The organism is Mycetocola reblochoni REB411 (assembly GCF_900163835.1).
Taxonomy (GTDB): Bacteria; Actinomycetota; Actinomycetes; order Actinomycetales; family Microbacteriaceae; genus Mycetocola_B; species Mycetocola_B reblochoni.
Map to the genome: position 1 here is coordinate 1 of NZ_FUKR01000075.1, position 15376 is coordinate 15376.

Consider the following 15376-nt stretch of genomic DNA (forward strand, 5'->3'; position numbering starts at 1 on the left):
GGCGGGTGCGTCCAGCACCCGCCCGCCGGTCTGCGCGTGTCGGGCGGATGCCGGTCTGCGCGCTTCGGAGTTTGCCGAGCGGGTGCGGGTCTGCCACCGGGTCAGGCCGGGGCGACCTCGGCGGACCCGCGGGCGCGGAGCAGTGCGGGGAGCACCCGACGGACCGCCCCGTGCCCCCTGGCCTCGCCGCCGCGGAGCGCGAGCTCGACCGCGATCTCGCCCATGCGGACCGGGTCGGCGGCGACGACGCTGATACCGAGCGCCGGTGCCAGCTCGAAGTCGTCGAAGCCGAGCAGAGCCGTCTCCGGCCGGTCGGCCCTGATCGCTCCCAGGCAGCCGACGGTGATCAGGTTGTTCCCGCCGAACAGCGCGGTCGGCGGCTCCGGCAGAGCGAGCATGTCCCTCGCCGCGCGCTCGGCGCTCGCCGCGTCGTGGGCGCCCTCGTGCAGCAGGAGGCCCGCCGTGCCGATGCCCGCGCCGAGCAGTCCCTCGCGGAAGCCGTCGAGACGCTCGGTGTGGGTGGGCAGCCCCGGCAGGTCGCCGATGTAGCCGATGCGACGGTGTCCGTGCGCGACGAGATGCTCGGCGGCCCGCCTCGCCCCTCCCGCGTTGTCGATGACGACCGCGTCCGCGTCGGCCCCGATGGGCGCCCGGTCGACGAACACGACGGGGATACCGCGCTGGGCGGCGTCCTGCACTGTCCGCTGGGGCTGGGTAGTCACCACGATGATGGCGGAGACGCCCCTGTCGATCAGCTCGTCGAGCAGCCGGCGCTCGCGCTCGGGGTCCTCGTCGGAGCTCGCGATGGTGAGCTGCATGCCCTGCGGGCGCAGGGCGCGCTCGATCCCCTTCGCCAGCCAGGCGTAGAACGGGTTGGCGAGGTCACCGGTGACCAGCCCGACGGTGCGCGTCCTCACCCCGCGCTTGAGCAGTCGTGCGGCCGTGTTCGGGGCGAAGTCGAGCTCGGCCGCGGCGGCCAGCACCCTCGCCCTCAGCCCCTCGGAGACGTGTGGCTCCCCGTTGAGTACGCGGGAGGCGGACTTGAGGCTCACCCCTGCGCTCGCGGCGACGTCGGTGAGCGTGGCGGCCTGGCGATCGCCGGGACGCTGCGGTGCGGTGTGCGTGGCGGCCTCCTCCGGTCCCCTGGATTATCTCAGCAGAACGGGGGAGGAGCGGCGTCATTCCCGTGAGTCGCCGTCGCCGTGCTCGCCGTCGCCGTTCTCGCCGGCGTCCGGCTCGCGCCACGGGGTGAGCGGGTCGGCGTAGCCCTGCCACCGCCGCGGGCCCGCCGTGAACTCCTCGTCGGTGAGGACGGCGCCGTCCAGGGCGGCGACGATGCCCGGGCCGTCGATGCCGATCCCGGTGAGCACGATCTCCTGGCCGCTCGGGTGCTTCGGGTCGGTGCTGAGGAACGGCGTCGGATCGAGCGTCACCATCCGGCCGACGTGGCTCCAGAGCCCGATCCGTGGTGTGCGCGTGGCCAGCTGGCAGAAGCCGGCGCTGCGGACGACTGTGCCCAGCCGGCCCGAGGAGATGGGGCCGTCGAACACCTCGAGCAGGCGCTCGGGGTGGAAGGGGCGCATGTTGCGGTAGAGCAGTGTCTGCACGTGGCGGTCGTGAAACCAGGGCTCATGCTCGCCGTTGAGGCAGCAGATCCAGCCGGGGGCTGAGGAGTGCGGCTCGTCGTCGGGGTGCTCGTCGGCGGGGCTCGCGGGGGTCGGCGCGGCTGTCCGCGGGTCGTCGGCACGGTAGGGCTTGACCAGGGCACGCGGGTTGAGGTGGCTGAGCAGGGCGAGCGTGATGCTGAGGTCGGCGGTGCTGAGCTCCTCCCACCCGGTGAGCGCGATCGCCGGGGCCGTCTCGATCGCCTCGACGAAGCGCTGGGCGGCGGCGACCACGCCGGGCCCGTGGGTGCTGCCGTCGTCGAGGGGCAGGTAGCGGTCGTCGTTGAGGCGGCTGTGCAGATCGTCGGCGCGGACGTACAGGCAGCGGTCGGTCATTCGTTGTCCTTCAGGCGGAGTGGGGCTATTATTGAGAAACGTTATCAATAATGAAGGGAGCGTGCCATGAAGGTCCGCAACTCCATCGCCTCACTCAAGGCCAAGCCCGGATCCCAGGTCGTGCGCCGCCGCGGCCGCGTGTTCGTGATCAACAAGAAGGACCCCCGCTGGAAGGGGCGCCAGGGCTGAGCCGCCGGGCCGAGGGGGCCGGATGGACGGGTGGGGCGCCCAGCGTGGTTGCCCCGGGCGTGTCCTGTCGCGTAGACTCTTCCCTTGGCCGGACGGACTCCCCCGTTCGGATCGCACCCTCAGTTCCCCTTCGTCGCCCGGGCTCGCCCGGTCACCGCGGGGAGAAGGTGCCGACAAGAGATCTTGGGCAGGGCCATCGGCCCTGCGGTACTGACAGGAGACAGACCATGGCAGCAGTGTGCCAGGTGACTGGAGCCGTTCCCGGCTTCGGTCACAACATCTCGCACTCGCACCGGCGTACCAAGCGCCGTTTCGACCCGAACATCCAGAAGAAGACCTACTTCGTGCCCTCGCTCGGCCGCAAGGTGACCCTGACGCTCTCCGTCAAGGGCATCAAGCTGATCGACGCCCGTGGCATCGAGGCCGTCGTCGCTGATCTGCAGAAGCGTGGGGTGAAGCTCTAATGGCAAAGGCCCAGGACGTTCGTCCGATCATCAAGCTGCGGTCGACCGCCGGCACGGGGTTCACCTACGTGACGCGCAAGAACCGCCGCAACAACCCCGACCGTCTCGTGCTCAAGAAGTACGACCCCGTGGTGCGTAAGCACGTTGAGTTCCGAGAGGAGCGCTAGGACCTATGGCTAAGAAGAGCAAGATCGCGAAGAACAACCAGCGCCAGGAGATCGTGGCCCGCTACGCCGAGAAGCGTGCCGAGCTGAAGAAGACCCTGGTCGACCCGAACGCCAGCGACGAGGCCCGCGAGGCCGCGCGCCTCGGCCTGCAGAAGCTCCCCCGTGACGCTTCGCCGATCCGCGTCCGCAACCGCGACGCCATCGACGGCCGCCCCCGTGGTGTGCTGACGAAGTTCGGCATCTCGCGTGTCCGCTTCCGCGACATGGCGCACAAGGGCGAGCTGCCCGGCATCACCAAGTCGAGCTGGTAAGCACCCGCTTTATCGAGGGCCCCGCACCGTTTCGGTGCGGGGCCCTCGTGCGTGTGCGGCTCTGTCGGGCAGGGGGCCGCGCTCTGCACGGCGCGGGACGCGCTCGGCGCGGGGTGGTCCGCGCTCAGCCGGCGGCGAGCAGCCGTGCGGCCGGACGGTCCGCCGGGGCCCAGTCGAGGGTGTGCAGCTCCGCCGGCGCGAGCCAGCGCAGCTGCCCGTGCTCGGTCGGGCTGGGCTCCCCCTCGCTCAGCCGGCAGAGGTAGGTGGTGAGCACGATCGGCCGCGCGCCGCCGTCATGGGGTGTGCTGGTCAGCGCCCGGCCGACCTCGACGGTGCAGCGCAGCTCCTCGGTGATCTCGCGGACGAGCGCCTGCTCCGGTGTCTCGCCCTGCTCGACCTTGCCTCCGGGGAACTCCCAGAGTCCGGAGAACGGCCCGTGACCGCGTTCCGCGCACAGCACGGCCCCGTCGGCGCGGACGATGGCGGCGCCGACGACGGCGATGGGGGTGGTGGGCACGGTGCTCCTGCTTCTCGGTCGGGCCGCGGGCTCTGGGATGGGCCGGGGCTCCGGGACGCGCCGATCCTATCGAACGCCGTGGCTGTCTGGGGCGCCGCTTGGCGGGGCGGCCCGGTGTCGGGAATGAACCCGCAGCCGTCTTGTTTATGCACATGCATATTTATGTCACTGAGCGGTGGTCCGGCCCGCCCGAGCGCGCGCCGCTCCGCCGCCGTCCTCAAGAAAGAGTCACACCTATGACCGTGAAGATCGGCGCCATCGTCGGCAGCATCTCGTCCACCTCGATCAACCGCGCACTGTTCAACGCGCTCGTCACTCTCGCTCCCTCCGCGGGCGTCGAGCTGACCGAGATCCCGATCAAGGAGCTGCCCTTCTACACCTCCGACTTCGACGGGGACTACCCGGAGGTCGCGACCGATTTCAAGCACGCGATCGAGGATGCCGACGGCATCGTGATCATCACGCCGGAGTACAACCGCTCGGTCCCCGGCGTGCTGAAGAACGCGCTCGACGTGGCCAGCCGGCCGTGGGGGCAGAACTCCTTCGCCGGCAAGCCGAGCGCCGTGATCGGCGCCTCGGCCGGGCAGATCGGCACCGCGGTGGCCCAGCAGCACCTGCGCAGCGTGCTGTCCTTCTTCGGCTCGCCCGAGCTCGCGCAGCCGGAGGCCTACATCTGGTCGAAGCCCGGACTGATCACCGCCGACGGCGAGGTCACGGACGAGGCGACCGCTCGGTTCCTCACCGACTGGCTGACCGCCGTCGCCGCCCACGTGAACCGTCACTCGGCGTAGACGAAGCACGCGAGGGGCCGGTCGGGTTCACCCCGTCGGCCCCTCGCGTCGTCACTGGCTGCGCGCCTAGGCTCCGCCGGTCGCGAGGCGCATGAGCTCGCTGTCCAGCTCGATGCCGCCGATGAGGGAGCCCGCGGCGTTCTCGGCGTGCTGGTAGCGCGTCCAGGACCGCTCGCGGATGTCCGTGCCGACCCCGCTGAGCACCAGGGTGACGAGCTCGTGAGCCGCACGCTCGATCCGCCGGTTCAGCGCGGAGTCGGCCCAGTCCTCCGGTGCGGCGAAGACGGCCGTCGGGATCGGGAGCGCGCGCAGGTACGCAAAGGTGCTGCGCAGCTGCTCGTCCACGACGAGGGCGTGCCTGGCGCTGCCGGCGGTCGCGGCGAGAGCCACGGGCCGGGCGATGAGCAGGTCGGTGTCGAGGACGTCGAGGAACGACTTGACCAGTCCGCTCGGCCCGGCCGTGTAGATCGGCGTGGAGACGATGAGCCCGTCGGCGGCGGCGAGGGTGTCGATCGCCCGCTGGAGCGCGGGGGAGCGGTGGCCGCTGGTCATGGCGGTGGCGATGTCGGTGGCGAGGGGGCGCAGCTCGACGACGGGGGCGTGGACGACGGATCCCTTCTCCGCGGCGAACTCGATCGTGCGTGCCGCGAGGCGGTCGGCGAGCATGCGGGTGGAGGACGGCTCGCTGGTGCCGCCGCTGATGACGGCGACGGTGTGTGTGCTGGTGTTCGTCACGGGTGCTCCTGGGTCGGGCGGCGGTCCGCAGGCAGACCGGGTAGTGGATACATATGCATATAACCCCGGAGTGTGTCCGGTATTCCCTCGCCGATCGTCAAATAAATGAGTAGACTCATGAATATGGATGGACACCCCAGCGGGACCGGCTCCCCCGGGCGCCGGCAGCGCAACTCCGAGCAGCGCAGGGCCGCCATCCTCGCCGCCGCCTCGCGCATCTTCGTCGAGCGCGGCTACGAATCGGCCGGCACGCAGGAGATCGCCGCCGCCGCCGGTCTGGCCCACGGCACGATCTTCCGCTACGCACCCAGCAAGGCCGAGCTGTTCCTCACGGTCTACAACGAGGAGTTCGCGGTCGAGCTCGCGGCGCTCGAGTCCGCCCTCGCCGCCGTGGAGCCGGGCGACACCGCCGAGGCCGAGGGCGCGGTGCTCATCGTCGACGGCCTGCTGGGGTGGCTCGACCGGCACGGCGACAACGCCAGGGCGTACCAGCGCGAGATCCTCTACGGCTCCCGCACGGCGGAAGCCGTCGCCGAGGCGCGGGTGCTCGTCGAGCGCTGCGTGGGCCTGATCGCGGCGCACATCGCCGGTCACCGCTCGGGCGTGGACGCATTGGCGGTGAGTCTGGCGCGGCTGTTCTTCGTCGGCTCCCAGCTGGACCCGGAGGATTTGCTCGCCGCGGACACTCCCGCCGAGGCGGCCGACGCCGCAGCGGAGATCCCCACGGACGCCTCCGGGGCGATCTCCGACGCCGCCGCCGAGGCGACCCCCGCGGACGGGCGACCCGCCCCCAGTGCGCACGATGTCCTCGTCGAGGACCTGCGGCTGCTCCGCCTCGGGCACCGAGCCGGACGAGGCGGAGCGGCCCCGGCGCCCGGCGCTCGCCCGGCGACCACCGACCACCGGCCGAGCGCCGGCGCAGACCGAGAACACCCACTCACGAAAGAGGACCAGAAATGACCGCTCTGAACACCATCACCGTTTTGGGGACAGGCGTACTGGGATCGCAGATCGCGTACCAGACCGCGTACCACGGCCTCGACGTCGTCGCCTACGACGTCTCCGAGGAGGCGCTCGCCGCCGCGCGCACCCGCTTCGAGGGACTCGCCGCGCGGTACCGTGCCGAGGTCCCCGGCGCCACCGAGGAGAGCACGGCCGCGGCCGTCGCCCGCATCCGGCTCACCGACGACCTCGCCGATGCGGTCTCCGACGCGGACCTCGTCATCGAGGCCGTCCCGGAGCGCCTCGACATCAAGCGCGACACCTACACACGCCTGGCCGCGCTCGCCCCGGCGCGCGCCATCTTCGCCAGCAACTCCTCGACGCTGCTGCCGAGCGACATGAAGGACTTCACGGGTCGCCCCGACCGCTTCCTCGCGCTGCACTACGCCAACCTCGTCTGGGTGCACAACACGGCCGAGATCATGGGGACGGCCGACACCGACCCCGAGGTGTACCGCGCGGTCGTCGACTTCGCCCGGCGCACGGGGATGGAGCCGATCGAGCTCAAGAAGGAGAAGGCGGGGTACGTGCTGAACTCGCTGCTGGTCCCGCTCCTCGACGCCGGGGCGAAGCTGTTCGCCGACGGGATCGCCGACCCCGAGACGGTCGACAAGACCTGGCGGATCGGCACCGGCGCTCCGATGGGCCCGTTCCAGATCTTCGACGTCGTCGGCCTGAACACCGCCTACAACATCAGCGCCACCAGCCCCGACGAGGGGATGCGCGCCTTCGCCGAGATCCTCAAGCGCGACTACATCGACAAGGGCAAGCTCGGCGTCGGCAGCGGCGAGGGCTTCTACCGCTACTCCTGATCGTCGGTCCCCGACCGCCGTCGCGGCGGTCGGGGACACGCGCGGGCCCCGCGATCCGGATCCGGATCCGGATCGCGGGGCCCGTCGTCATGCCGTGCGGCGACCGGTCGGGTCAGCGCCCGACCGGGGCGTCGTCGCTGTCCTGGTACGGCGAACCGCCGGTCACGTTGTCGCCGCGGTTCGCGTTCGGCCGGGGCTGCCGGGGCTGTGCGTCGCCGTACCTGGCGCGCACGAGCGAGGCGTGGGTCGGCGCCTCCGGCACGCCGGGCGCGCGGCGGGACTCCGTCTCCCTGCGCAGCACGCGGACGACCTCGGTTCCCAGCAGCTCCACCTGCTCGAGCACCGTCTCCAGCGGGAGTCCCGCGTGGTCGACGAGGAACAGCTGCCGCTGGTAGTCGCCGAAGTGCTCGCGGAAGGTCAGCGTCTTGTCGATGACCTGCTGCGGGCTGCCGACCGTGAGCGGGGTCTGCTCCATGAAGTCCTCCATGCTCGGGCCGTTGCCGTACACGGGCGCCTCGGCGAAGTAGGGGCGGAAGCGGTCGACGGCGTCCTGCGACCTGGCGGCGATGAACGCCTGCCCGCCGAGTCCGACGATCGCCTCCTCCGGCGTGCCGTGGCCGTAGTGCGCGTAGCGCTGGCGGTAGAAGGAGATCAGGCGCATGTAGTGCTCCTTCGGCCAGAAGATGTTGTTGGCGAAGAAGCCGTCACCGTAGTACGCGGCCTGCTCGGCGATCTCCGGCGTCCGGATGGAGCCGTGCCAGACGAAGGGCGCGACGTCGTCGAGGGGGCGCGGGGTCGAGGTGAAGCCCTGCAGCGGGGTGCGGAAGCGGCCCTCCCAGTCGACGACGTCCTCGGTCCAGAGCCGGTGGAGCAGGTTGTAGTTCTCGAGGGCGAGGGGGAGGCCCTCACGGATGTCCTTGCCGAACCAGGGGTACACGGGGGCAGTGTTGCCCCGGCCGAGCATGAGGTCGCTGCGGCCGCCGGAGAGGTGCTGCAGCATCGCGTACTCCTCGGCGATGCGGACGGGGTCGTTGGTCGTGATGAGCGTCGTCGAGGTGCTCAGCTGCAGGCGCGAGGTGCGCGCCGCGATGTAGGCCAGCAGGGTCGTGGGCGAGGAGGAGAAGAACGGCGGGTTGTGGTGCTCGCCGACCGCGAAGACGTCGAGGCCGACCTCCTCGGCCTTCTCGGCGATGGCGACGATGGCCTGGATACGTTCCGCCTCGCTCGGGGTGCGGCCGCTGACCGGGTCGCGGGTGATGTCGCTGACCGACATGAGTCCGAATTGCATGATCGCTCCTTGCTGGCCGGGTCGTGTCCGGCGGACGGGGCGCTGATCGCCCGGGGTATCTATTCAAATGTATAGAACCATGGCTCCCGGATGCTATTCCCCGCGCGCCGGACCGGACGGACGCACAACGGTGACACTCCGGTGACAGTGCCGCCCCAGGCTGGGCCGAGGCCGGCCTGGCCGGGCGGATCAGCCCGGTCCGACGAACACTGCGGGCCGGACGGGAGGACGTGCGATGGCGGACGCGCAGGGAGGACGGACGGAGACGGGTGCTCGCACGCCGACGGGCAGGTGGGCCACGGCGGAACCCGGCGCCGGGCCGGGGGCAGCCGTGGCGCGGATCGCCTGGCTGGACGGGCTACGTGCGATCGCCGTGATCCTCGTCATCGCCTTCCACCTCGCCCCCGCGGCGGTTCCCGGCGGCTTCATCGGCGTCGACCTGTTCTTCGTGATCAGCGGCTTCATCATCACCGCGCTGCTGCTCCGCGAGATCCGTCTCACCGGTGGCATCGATCTGGGCCGATTCTGGCTGCGCAGGGCGGCCAGGCTGATCCCCGGCCTGCTGCTTGTCCTCGTCGTCTGCCTGCCGCCGGCGCTGCTGCTCGGCGGGGCCGCGCTCGCGGGCGCGGGCTGGCAGGCGGCGGGCGCGGTCACCTTCACCGCCAACTGGGTGGAGCTCGCCCGCAGCAGGGACTACTTCGCCCCGGCGGGGACGGGGCTGTTCGGCAATCTGTGGTCCCTGGGCATCGAGGAGCAGTTCTACCTGCTCTGGCCGCTGCTGCTACCGCCCCTGCTCGTCACCGTCCGACGGCGAGGGGGCAGGGCGACCGCCGCGCTGGTGGTTCTCGCAGCCGCCGGATGCTCCGTCGCGCTCCTCGCCGCGGCGACGGCCGCGGGCATGGAGGCCGCCGCATACTACGCGACGCCGACCCATCTGGTGGGGCTCCTGCTCGGCTGTGCGCTCGCACTGGCGGTCGGGCCCGAGCGGTTCGCACGGCCCGCGGAGCCCCCGGCCCGGAGCGGGGCGAGGGGCGGGAGGGCGACCGCGCTGACGGCCGCGACCGCCGCTCTGGTCGGCGCCCTCGGTGTCCTCGCCGCCGTCGCACGTCCTCAGCAGCCCGGCGTGCAGGCGTCGCTTGTCGTGACCGCATCGGTGCTCGGGGCGCTGCTCATCCTCGTGCTGGGCGCCCGCGGGCGCGATCGGGTGCTCGGCTCGCGTGCGCTCCGCTGGATCGGGGACCGGTCCTACGGGCTCTACCTCTGGCACGTGCCGGTCCTCGTCCTCGGCGAGCAGGTGCTCGGGGCGGCCGGGTGGTCGACGACGCCCCGACGCCTCCTCGCGCTCGGCGCCACCGTCGTCCTGGCGGCGGTGAGCCACCGGCTCGTCGAGCGACCGGCACGGGCCGCGCTCCTGGCGGGCTCCCCCGGCCGCGGGCTGAGGGGGCTGGCCGTCGCCGCCGCGGCCGCGGCGCTCGTCTGCCTGTTCGCCGCCGTCGTGGCACTGTCGCCGGGCCTGTTCGCCGGCTCGTCCACGCACGGGGGCGTGCCCGCTGCTCCCGCGGCCCCGCACCGTGCGGAGGAACACGGTCCCGCGTCGTCATCGCGGGGGGACGCCACGGGTGGCCCCGGCACGGGTGGAACGACGGAACCGGACGCCGCCGCCGAGCTCGCCGGCATCAGCGCGACGGCCGTCGGGGACTCGGTGATGCTGGCCAGCTCCGAGGCGTTGCGCGACGTCATCCCCGGCATCCGCGTCGACGCCGTCGAGTCCCGCCAGCTCGGCGCTGGCCCTGACGTCGTGCAGGCGGCACAGGCGCAGGGCGGGCTCGGCGACCTTCTCGTCGTCGGGCTCGGGACCAACGGGGTCGGCGGGGCCGAGAGCCTGAACCGCATCGTGGAGGAGGCAGGGCCCGACCGCGCCGTCGTGTTCGTCACGGTGCATGCGGAGCGGTCCTGGGCGGCCGAGGTCAACGCTGCGATCCGCGAGGTCGCCGCCGAGCACGACAACGTCGCCGTCGCCGACTGGGATGCGGCCATCTCCGTCCACCCGGAGCTGCTCGCCCCCGACGGGATCCACCCGGGGGCGGCGGGTGCTGCCATCTACGCCGGGACCGTGGCCGACGCCTATGCTGAGGCCAGGCGATAGCGTGCGACGGCCGGGACCGGGGCCGGGCCGGCCGTCGGACGGGGAGAGCGGGGGTCGGGCGTGGTACGGGTGCTTCTGATCGAGGACGACCCGACCATCCGGCAGGCGTACACCCTCACGCTTCGGCGCAGGGGATACCAGGTGGTCACCGAGGCGACCGGTGCCGCGGGGGTCGCCACCGCGCGGCGGGCGAGACCCGACGTGGTCCTGCTCGACGCGATGCTGCCGGACGTGGACGGCTTCGACGTGTGCCGGCTGATCCGCGCGGAGTCCTCCGTCCCCGTGCTGATGCTCACCGCGCGGGACTCCGACTCCGACGTGGTGGGCGGGCTCGAGTCCGGGGCCGACGACTACCTCGTCAAGCCCGTGGCGGCCCCGGTGCTGGACGCCCGCATCCGCGCGGTGCTGCGCCGGGACGCGCGCAGGACCTGCGAGCCGGCCGTCCTGTCCGCTCGCGGCGTCGTCATCGACGTCGATTCCCTCGCCGTGACGCTCGACGGCGTCCCGGTCGAGCTGGCACCGGCGGAGATCAGGCTGCTCATCGTGCTCGTCCGCAACCCCGGGAGGGTGCTCAGCCGCGAGCGGCTGCGCACCGAGGCGTGGCCCGACGGCGCCTCGGCCGGAGCCCGCGCGGTCGACACTGCCGTACAGCGGCTGCGCGCCAAGATCGAGTCCGACCCCGCCGATCCCGTCCTGGTGCGGACGGTCAGGGGATTCGGCTACCGGTTCGGCTGATGGCGGTCCCTGGCAGCGCGGGCACGGCCCGTGGAACGCGACGCAGGCGGCTCGGCATCAGGGCGCGCATCGTCATCGCTGTCACCGCCGTCGGGATCCTCGCCGCGAGCGTGACCGCCGCGGTGCTCCTGATCAGCACCCGCCAGATCGTCCTGGAGTCGCGTCAGAACAGCATCCTCTCGACGTTCAGCGACCAGATCGACCGCTCCGTGGCCGAGCTCCCGAACGAGGCGTCCGGCAACCCCTGGGCGCTGCAGACGGGGCGTCTGCCGGACACGACCGTGGTGTGGGTGCGGCCGGACGGTCAGAACACCAACGAGGCGCTGCGGGACCGACTGCCCGAGGCCTTCCTCGACGAGGTCGGGGCGAGCCAGGGCGACATGCGCTATCTGCGCACGACGCTGGATGGACGGCCCGTGTTCATGGTCGGGCAGCTCATCGACCCGCCGTCGTCGGCGGTTCCGCTCGCGGTGGTGAGCGTCTATCCGCTCGGCGGTCAGGTGGCCGAGCTGGAGGCGCTGCTCACGGCCGGCGTCGTCATCACCCTTGTGGTCGGCGTGGCCGGCGGCGGGGTGGGGCTGCTCGTCGGGCGTCGGATCTCCCGCCCCCTGACGCTGTTGCGGTCCCGCGTCGGCGCGGTCGGGGAGGGGGTGCCCATGCCCTCCGGAAGCACGGGGTCGCCGGATGTCGACGAGGTGCAGACGGAGTTCCTCGCCGCGGCGGCCCGCCTGGACGCGAGCAACGCGCGGCTCGCCGAGCAGGAAGCCAGGGCGAGGCAGCTGGTCGCGGACGTGTCCCACGAGCTGAGGACGCCGCTGACGTCGATGCTCGCCTACAGCGAGATCCTCGACGACGTCGAGCGTGCCGACCCGGAGGAGCTCGCGCTCGCGGCGCACGGAACCGCGGCGGGCGTGCGCAGGCTCACCGTGCTGACCGAGGCGCTGCTCGACATGTCCAGACGCGACGCGGGCATGGCGCGGACGGAGCTCACCGACGTTGCGCTCGGGCCCCTCCTGGCCGACGTCGTCGCGGCGGCGGAGCGGGCCGCAGGAGGGGGATCCGGAACAACCGCGGGCACGAGCGCGGATGGCGGGCCGGCCTCCCGTGGCGTCACGGTCGAGGTGGGGGAGCCGATCGTGCTGAGGACCGATGAGCGTCGCCTGGCGGCGATCGTGGCCAACCTGGTCGCGAACGCGCTCAGGCATGGACGACCTCCCGTCGTCGTGTCGACCTCGCGCGACGAGACGACGGTCACGGTCACGGTGTGCGATGCCGGCGACGGCGTGCCCGCCGAGCATGCGGAGCGCGTCTTCGAGCGCTTCGTGCGACTGGACACCGCGCGGGGGTCGACGGGCGAGAGCAACGGCCTCGGCCTGGCGATCGCGCGCGAGAACGCGAGACAGCTGGGCGGCGACGTCGTTCTCGGCCGCGACGGCGAGCTGACCGTGGCCGTGCTGACGCTGCCCGTCGGTCCCGGGCCGTCGCGCGGCGGAGCTCCGGGCCGGGCGGACGTGCCGTGCGATCGACACGACGATGGGCCGCGGTGATGTCGGGTCGGGGGCAGCTGAGTAGGGCCACGGACCCGCGGCCGGGGCCCGCCGGGGACCCGCACGGCTCCCCTCGCGGAACGACGCGGCATCACGCGCCCGGGTGCCCCGCGCACCGCAACCGCGAGCCACGGCTGTTCGCCCGCAGCGGAGCGAGCGCCGATCCGGGCCCGCCTGGGCGTCCGAATCGCTCGAAATCCGCGAGATTTGGCGGAAGGCTGATACATTCGGAACCGGTCGAACGACCAACTCCGTGCCGAACGGCAGCGGATGACCCAGCAACAGCTGCTGAGGCAGCAAACGTCCGAGGAGGACAATCCTTATGGCTGACAAGTCGCTTAACAAGACCGAGCTCGTCGCGAAGATTGCTTCGGAGACCGGCCAGAGCCAGACCGCCGTCAGCGGCGTCCTGGACAGCCTCTTCGCCGTCCTGGCCGACTCCGTGTCCAACGGCGTCAAGGTGTCGATCCCCGGCTGGCTCGCCGTCGAGCGCACCGAGCGCGCCGCGCGCACCGGCCGCAACCCCCAGACCGGCGCCGAGATCCAGATCCCGGCCGGCCACTCGGTCAAGGTCAGCGCCGGCTCGAAGCTCAAGGCCGCCGTCAAGTAACACCGGCTCACCGCGCTGAGGCGCCGCACGACGACCGTGCGGCGCCTCAGCCATGTCCGGGCACGTAGGCTGGACGGGTGAACCGCCACACCCGGATACTCGGCCCAGGAGTCCTGCTCCTCGTCGCCCTCATCGCCGTCGTCGCCGGGCTCATCGCCGGCGGTGCGGCCGCCCCCGCCGAGATCTCCGACCCCGGACCCGTCGTCCGCTACGGGCTGCCCATCGCGAAGCTGCTGGTCAACCTGTCGGCCGCGCTGATGATCGGCTCGCTCCTGCTCGCGGTGTTCGTGCTCACGCCGGAGCGCGAGGAGTACGACGCCGCCGTCGACCTCGCGGCGACCGGTGCGGGCGTCTTCACCGTGGCCTCCGGCGCCACGGCGCTGTTCACCTTCCTCAACGTCACCGGTGTCGTCCCCAGCCTGGACGACCAGTTCGGCGCCCAGATCGGGCTGTTCTTCACCGGGGTCGAGCTCGGCGTCTCCTGGCTGTACACCGTGGTGTTCGGGGCGGTCCTCACCGTCGCGTGCTTCGCCATCAGGGGGCAGCGGCTGAGGCTCGTCGTCACGGCGCTGAGCATGGTGGCGCTCTACCCGATGGCGTCGCAGGGCCACGCCGCCGGCAACGCCGGACACGGCATCGCCGTCACCTCGCTCTACCTGCACCTCGTGTTCGCGGCCGTGTGGCTGGGCGGGCTGCTCGCCATCGTGCTCATCCGTCGCACCATCGAGCCGGGACGCGTCGCGGTGGTCCTGGCCAGGTACTCCTCCGTCGCCCTCGTCTGCTTCGTCGTCGTCGCCGTGTCGGGGTACTTCGGTGCGGCCCTGCGCATCGGCAGCATCGGCGACATCGCCTCCGGCTACGGGCTTCTCGTCGTGGTGAAGGTCGCCGCGCTCATCGCCCTCGGCCTGTTCGGCGCGGCCTTCCGGCGGCGCACCATCGCGGGACTCGGCAGGGACTACCGTGCCAACGCGGCACGCTTCTGGACGCTCGTCGTCGCCGAGCTCGGCTTCATGGGCCTGGCGAGCGGTGTCGCGGCCGCGCTCGCCCGGACGGCGACGCCCGTGGTCGAGACGACGGACGTCGACGGGCTCACCCCCGCCGAGATCCTCACCGACGACGTGCTGCCGCCCGAGCTCACCCCGATGAGCTTCCTCACCGGCTGGGACCCCGACGTGCTCTGGCTCATCGCCGCGGGCTTCGGGATCTTCTTCTACCTCGCCGGGGTGCGCCGGCTGCGTGCGCGGGGCGATCGCTGGCCGGTGTACCGGACGGTGTGCTGGGTGCTCGGGCTGCTCGTGCTCGCCTGGCTGACCAGCGGCGGCTTCAACCTGTACCAGGACTACCTGTTCAGCGTGCACATGCTCGGCCACATGGGGCTGACCATGGTGGTCCCGCTGCTGCTCGTCCCCGGGGCCCCGGTCACGCTGGCCTCGCGCGCGATCGTCAAGCGGACGGACGGCTCCCGCGGCGGCAGGGAGTGGATCCTCTGGGCGGTGCACACGCCGTTCGCCTCGATCGTCTCGCATCCGGTGGTCGCGGCCGTCCTGTTCGCCGGCTCGCTCTGGGTGTTCTACTACACGGGGCTGTTCCGCTGGTCGATGGACGAGCACCTCGGGCACGAGTGGATGGTCGTGCACTTCGTCATCACCGGCTACCTGTTCACGCAGTCGCTCATCGGCATCGACCCGGTCAAGTACCGGCTGCCGTACGCGTTCCGGCTGATCCTGCTGCTGGCGACCATGGCGTTCCACGCCTTCTTCGGTCTGGCCATCATGCAGGCGTCCGGGCTGTTCCTCGCCGACTGGTTCGGCGCCATGGGCCGCACCTGGGGGGCGACGCCCCTCGACGACCAGCAGAACGGCGGCGGCATCGCCTGGGGCATCGGCGAGATCCCGACGGTTCTCATGGCGGTGATCGTCGCGATCCAGTGGTCGCGCTCGGACGACAGGGAGCAGCGCCGGCTGGACCGCAACGCCGATCGCACGGGCGACGCCGAGCTGAAGGAGTACAACCGGCGGCTGGAGCAGCTCGCCGAGCGGGACCGCGGCTGAGCGACGCCGGA

General features: G+C 72.0%; 17 protein-coding genes and 1 pseudogene. 12 read left to right on the top strand and 6 right to left on the bottom strand.

The annotated features are described in order from the left end of the window. Window positions 1–101: 101 nt before the first annotated feature. The 3 genes and pseudogenes from FM119_RS12860 to FM119_RS12865 form a co-directional block, all read right to left on the bottom strand. Window positions 102–983 (bottom strand): LacI family DNA-binding transcriptional regulator, encoded by an 882-nt coding sequence (locus FM119_RS12860; protein ID WP_338065681.1) that lies wholly within the window; start codon window positions 981–983, stop codon window positions 102–104. Beyond that, window positions 957–1070 (bottom strand): annotated as a pseudogene (locus FM119_RS14340) (LacI family DNA-binding transcriptional regulator); the annotation flags it as partial. The pseudogene FM119_RS14340 and the gene FM119_RS12860, both read right to left, overlap by 27 nt. A gap of 108 nt (window positions 1071–1178) precedes the next feature. After that, window positions 1179–2000, bottom strand: a complete 822-nt coding sequence (locus tag FM119_RS12865) for a GTP-binding protein (protein WP_087138564.1) — start codon at window positions 1998–2000, stop codon at window positions 1179–1181. A gap of 66 nt (window positions 2001–2066) precedes the next feature. Here FM119_RS12865 and ykgO point away from each other — a divergent pair, with 66 nt between their 5' ends. The 4 genes from ykgO to rpsN all read left to right on the top strand — a co-directional run bounded on the left by ykgO (window position 2067) and on the right by rpsN (window position 3131). Beyond that, window positions 2067–2189, top strand: coding sequence for a type B 50S ribosomal protein L36 (ykgO, locus tag FM119_RS12870; protein ID WP_087138565.1), 123 nt, complete (start codon window positions 2067–2069; stop codon window positions 2187–2189). A gap of 227 nt (window positions 2190–2416) precedes the next feature. Beyond that, window positions 2417–2653, top strand: coding sequence for a 50S ribosomal protein L28 (gene rpmB / locus FM119_RS12875; protein WP_087138566.1), 237 nt, complete (start codon window positions 2417–2419; stop codon window positions 2651–2653). After that, window positions 2653–2820: a 50S ribosomal protein L33 gene (gene rpmG, locus FM119_RS12880; protein WP_087138567.1), complete on the top strand. Its 168-nt coding sequence runs from the start codon at window positions 2653–2655 to the stop codon at window positions 2818–2820. The genes rpmB and rpmG overlap by 1 nt, the downstream gene beginning before the upstream one ends. A gap of 5 nt (window positions 2821–2825) precedes the next feature. Continuing rightward, complete coding sequence (gene rpsN / locus FM119_RS12885; RefSeq protein WP_087138568.1) at window positions 2826–3131, top strand: 30S ribosomal protein S14; 306 nt, start codon at window positions 2826–2828, stop codon at window positions 3129–3131. Window positions 3132–3255: 124 nt separating this feature from the next. On the opposite strand, the gene FM119_RS12890 is transcribed toward rpsN, so the two are convergent. Continuing rightward, a complete protein-coding gene (locus FM119_RS12890; RefSeq protein ID WP_087138569.1) occupies window positions 3256–3648 on the bottom strand; it encodes a (deoxy)nucleoside triphosphate pyrophosphohydrolase in 393 nt (130 codons plus the stop codon). A 236-nt stretch (window positions 3649–3884) separates the two neighbouring features. Here FM119_RS12890 and FM119_RS12895 point away from each other — a divergent pair, with 236 nt between their 5' ends. Continuing rightward, entirely contained in the window at window positions 3885–4439 is a 555-nt protein-coding gene (locus FM119_RS12895; protein WP_087138570.1) for an NADPH-dependent FMN reductase, read from the top strand. Between the two features lie 66 nt (window positions 4440–4505). Here the strand turns inward: FM119_RS12895 and FM119_RS12900 are convergent, their stop codons facing one another. After that, window positions 4506–5174, bottom strand: coding sequence for a CE1759 family FMN reductase (locus FM119_RS12900; RefSeq protein WP_087138571.1), 669 nt, complete (start codon window positions 5172–5174; stop codon window positions 4506–4508). A gap of 123 nt (window positions 5175–5297) precedes the next feature. On the opposite strand from FM119_RS12900, the gene FM119_RS12905 reads away from it, so the two are divergent. Both FM119_RS12905 and FM119_RS12910 read left to right on the top strand, forming a co-directional pair. After that, entirely contained in the window at window positions 5298–6134 is an 837-nt protein-coding gene (locus FM119_RS12905) for a TetR/AcrR family transcriptional regulator (protein ID WP_179205340.1), read from the top strand. Further along, window positions 6131–6988 (top strand): 3-hydroxyacyl-CoA dehydrogenase, encoded by an 858-nt coding sequence (locus FM119_RS12910; RefSeq protein WP_087138573.1) that lies wholly within the window; start codon window positions 6131–6133, stop codon window positions 6986–6988. Before FM119_RS12905 ends, FM119_RS12910 begins: the two co-directional genes overlap by 4 nt. 112 nt (window positions 6989–7100) lie before the next feature. Here FM119_RS12910 and FM119_RS12915 read toward each other — a convergent pair whose 3' ends face one another. Next, window positions 7101–8276 (bottom strand): LLM class flavin-dependent oxidoreductase, encoded by a 1176-nt coding sequence (locus FM119_RS12915; protein WP_087138574.1) that lies wholly within the window; start codon window positions 8274–8276, stop codon window positions 7101–7103. Between the two features lie 235 nt (window positions 8277–8511). Between FM119_RS12915 and FM119_RS12920 the strand changes: the two genes are divergently transcribed. The 5 genes from FM119_RS12920 (at window position 8512) to FM119_RS12940 (ending at window position 15365) form a co-directional block, all read left to right on the top strand. Further along, the gene (locus tag FM119_RS12920; RefSeq protein ID WP_087138575.1) at window positions 8512–10422 is read left to right on the top strand and encodes an acyltransferase family protein; all 1911 of its coding nucleotides are present in this window, start codon (window positions 8512–8514) and stop codon (window positions 10420–10422) included. 60 nt (window positions 10423–10482) lie between these two features. Continuing rightward, entirely contained in the window at window positions 10483–11157 is a 675-nt protein-coding gene (locus tag FM119_RS12925; RefSeq protein ID WP_087138576.1) for a response regulator transcription factor, read from the top strand. Beyond that, complete coding sequence (locus FM119_RS12930) at window positions 11157–12704, top strand: sensor histidine kinase (protein ID WP_087138577.1); 1548 nt, start codon at window positions 11157–11159, stop codon at window positions 12702–12704. The genes FM119_RS12925 and FM119_RS12930 overlap by 1 nt, the downstream gene beginning before the upstream one ends. A 322-nt stretch (window positions 12705–13026) precedes the next feature. Then, the gene (locus FM119_RS12935) at window positions 13027–13314 is read left to right on the top strand and encodes an HU family DNA-binding protein (protein WP_087138578.1); all 288 of its coding nucleotides are present in this window, start codon (window positions 13027–13029) and stop codon (window positions 13312–13314) included. A 77-nt stretch (window positions 13315–13391) separates the two neighbouring features. Further along, window positions 13392–15365 (top strand): bifunctional copper resistance protein CopD/cytochrome c oxidase assembly protein, encoded by a 1974-nt coding sequence (locus tag FM119_RS12940; RefSeq protein WP_179205341.1) that lies wholly within the window; start codon window positions 13392–13394, stop codon window positions 15363–15365. Window positions 15366–15376: the final 11 nt, after the last annotated feature.

Coding starts and splice junctions, on each gene's coding strand:
- FM119_RS12930 (WP_087138577.1), top strand. CDS start 11,157: ATGGCGGTCCCTGGCAGCGCGGGCACGGCCCGTGGAACGCGACGCAGG.
- FM119_RS12905 (WP_179205340.1), top strand. CDS start 5,298: ATGGATGGACACCCCAGCGGGACCGGCTCCCCCGGGCGCCGGCAGCGC.
- FM119_RS12895 (WP_087138570.1), top strand. CDS start 3,885: ATGACCGTGAAGATCGGCGCCATCGTCGGCAGCATCTCGTCCACCTCG.
- FM119_RS12915 (WP_087138574.1), bottom strand. CDS start 8,276: ATGCAATTCGGACTCATGTCGGTCAGCGACATCACCCGCGACCCGGTC.
- rpmB (WP_087138566.1), top strand. CDS start 2,417: ATGGCAGCAGTGTGCCAGGTGACTGGAGCCGTTCCCGGCTTCGGTCAC.
- FM119_RS12935 (WP_087138578.1), top strand. CDS start 13,027: ATGGCTGACAAGTCGCTTAACAAGACCGAGCTCGTCGCGAAGATTGCT.
- rpsN (WP_087138568.1), top strand. CDS start 2,826: ATGGCTAAGAAGAGCAAGATCGCGAAGAACAACCAGCGCCAGGAGATC.
- FM119_RS12910 (WP_087138573.1), top strand. CDS start 6,131: ATGACCGCTCTGAACACCATCACCGTTTTGGGGACAGGCGTACTGGGA.
- FM119_RS12920 (WP_087138575.1), top strand. CDS start 8,512: ATGGCGGACGCGCAGGGAGGACGGACGGAGACGGGTGCTCGCACGCCG.
- FM119_RS12865 (WP_087138564.1), bottom strand. CDS start 2,000: ATGACCGACCGCTGCCTGTACGTCCGCGCCGACGATCTGCACAGCCGC.
- ykgO (WP_087138565.1), top strand. CDS start 2,067: ATGAAGGTCCGCAACTCCATCGCCTCACTCAAGGCCAAGCCCGGATCC.
- rpmG (WP_087138567.1), top strand. CDS start 2,653: ATGGCAAAGGCCCAGGACGTTCGTCCGATCATCAAGCTGCGGTCGACC.